The sequence below is a fragment of the Pseudomonas sp. RW10S2 genome, assembly GCF_014268985.1.
Taxonomy (GTDB): Bacteria; Pseudomonadota; Gammaproteobacteria; order Pseudomonadales; family Pseudomonadaceae; genus Aquipseudomonas; species Aquipseudomonas wayambapalatensis.
Genome location: NZ_JABWRO010000233.1, coordinates 1 through 2,070, shown reverse-complemented (window position 1 = coordinate 2,070; position 2,070 = coordinate 1). Strand labels below are relative to the sequence as shown.

At 62.9% G+C, this 2,070-nt stretch carries 3 protein-coding genes; all 3 read right to left on the bottom strand.

The genetic code is table 11. The features are described 5' to 3' along the window. Nucleotides 1-113 precede the first annotated feature (113 nt). The 3 genes from HU729_RS25490 to HU729_RS25480 are packed head-to-tail and all read right to left on the bottom strand — an operon-like array spanning nucleotide 114 to nucleotide 1,858. Entirely contained in the window at nucleotides 114-773 is a 660-nt protein-coding gene (locus HU729_RS25490; RefSeq protein ID WP_346655321.1) for a DUF799 domain-containing protein, read from the bottom strand. Further along, nucleotides 770-1,138: a DUF4810 domain-containing protein gene (locus tag HU729_RS25485; protein WP_054893326.1), complete on the bottom strand. Its 369-nt coding sequence runs from the start codon at nucleotides 1,136-1,138 to the stop codon at nucleotides 770-772. Before HU729_RS25485 ends, HU729_RS25490 begins: the two co-directional genes overlap by 4 nt. Nucleotides 1,139-1,177: 39 nt before the next feature. Further along, the gene (locus HU729_RS25480; RefSeq protein WP_186711919.1) at nucleotides 1,178-1,858 is read right to left on the bottom strand and encodes a CsgG/HfaB family protein; all 681 of its coding nucleotides are present in this window, start codon (nucleotides 1,856-1,858) and stop codon (nucleotides 1,178-1,180) included. Nucleotides 1,859-2,070 lie beyond the last annotated feature (212 nt).

The window sequence follows — 2,070 nt, the reverse complement described above, 5'->3', positions numbered from 1 at the left end:
CAAGCCCGCTCCCACAGGGATTGGGCTGGCTTCTAGCTTTTGAGCAAGACAGTTGCTCCAACAGAGGTCTACCGCCGCTGTGGGAGCGGGCTTGCCCGCGAAGCAGTCGCCGCTTAGTCCGTGCCGTACTTCGGCGAACGCGGCCCGTACAGGATCCCGCCGTTCGGGTTCGGCGACAGCAGGCGCGCGCTGGTGATACCGGCGATCGGATAACCGGCGTCTTCCTGCACGCTGCTGATGACCTGGTTCACTGCTGCTGTGATCAGCATGCCGATCAGGCCGCCCTGGTTCTGCCGGCCCTCCTCGCTGGATGCAGTGGCGGTGCCAGTCCACAGGGTGGTGCCGGTCTTCAGGTCGACCAGCTTGGCGCTGGCGGTCACGATGGTCGCGCTGCTCAGCACCATGTAGCGGGTGCCGTAGTCGCTGACGGTCACGTACAGCGCCGCGTCGGCACCGAAGATCTCGTGCAGCTTGGCGGTCGGCAGCTCGTGGATGTCAGCCGGGGTGGTCATGCCGTTCTGGCGGAAGGTCTCGGCGACCAGCGCCACCGGCATCACGTAGTAGCCCGCTTCGGCCAGCGGGTAGGTGACCTGCGCGAGCATGCTGTAGCTGGCCTTGACGTCCGGCGAGTTGTTCAGCGGCGGCACGATCAGGATCGACTTCGGACGGCTCTGCTTGTAGGCCGCGTAGTCGGTGGTCTTGCGCTCGGCACAGCCGGCGAACAGGGCCAGCACGCAGGCGCCGACGATCAATTGGGTGAGGCGCTTGATCACTGCTTCGCTCCTTGCGTGGCGTTCTTCATCAGGAAGTCCATGTACGCCGCCGATTCAGGGAACAGCGCCTTCTCGGTGCGGAACTGCTGGATCATCTGGTCGTCCTTGCCCAGGCTCGAATAGAGCAGGCCCAGTTGCGCGTGATACCCAGGCGGGACGGCGCCATTCTTGGCCTTGATCTTCTCCAGGTCGCGCTCCAGGGCGATGACCTGTTCTTCCTTGGACTGGTCGTTGAAGTATTCGCGCACTTGCGGCTGGTAGCTTTCCCACTGGTACAGCGGCTTCTGCGAGTTGCAACCGACCAGCAGGGCGCTGGCCAGCAGGAGCCCGGCGCCAGTGCGCCAGGCCGAGCGGGTGATGCTCATCTACGTGCTTCCTTGTCGTTGTCGTCTTGCTGCAGGGTCTTACTGCGCTTGCGGCTTCCACTGGCCGCTTTCGACAGCGCCGACCAGCTTGTTCACCGCTTCGCGCATGGCCAGGTCAAGGACCTTGCCATTGAGTGTCGAGTCGTAGCTGGCGGTACCGCCGAAGCCGATGACCTCACGGTTGGACAGGGCGTATTCGCCTGCGCCCTGGCTCGAGTAGACCACTTCGGAAGTGCTGATGTTGACGATGTTCAGCGCGACCTTGGCGTAGGCGATCTGAGTCTTGCCACGGCCGAGAATGCCGAACAGCTGGTGGTCGCCGACTTCCTTGCGGCCGAATTCGGTGACATCGCCGGTCACGACGAAGTCAGCGCCCTTCAGGCGTTGGACCTGGCCCTTGATGGCCGCTTCCTGCTGGATCTCACCCATGTTGTCGCGGTCCAGCACGTTGAAACGGCCAGTCTGCTGCAGGTGGGTGATCAGGATGGTCTTGGCCTGGCCGCCGAGGCGATCGACGCCGTCGGAGAAGATGCCGCGCATGTAGCTCGAACGGTTGTCGAACTTGCCTACGGCGATCGGTGCACGCACGCCGCTGTACGGGCGGCTGACGCTCTCGACCTGTTGTACGGTCACGGCGGTGGAAGTTTCGGTAGCGCAGCCGGCGATAGACCCGAGCGCGACGGCAGCTGCCAGCACGAGTCCTTGTGATGCGTATTTCACGCGAGTTCTCCAGGTAAATAGTAACTATTTGCAGCGGGCGTGCATTCTGCCACGTTGTGTCGGCAGCCTGGAGAGAAAGTTGAGGGCGGGACAGAGAAAAGTAATGGCATTGCGCCATGTTTCATTTTGGGTTTGGAGCAAGCCTGCGTGATCCTTGTAGGTGCAGGCTTGTCGGGGCGTACTTTTCGCGGGCAAGTCGGGGCGCCGAACCG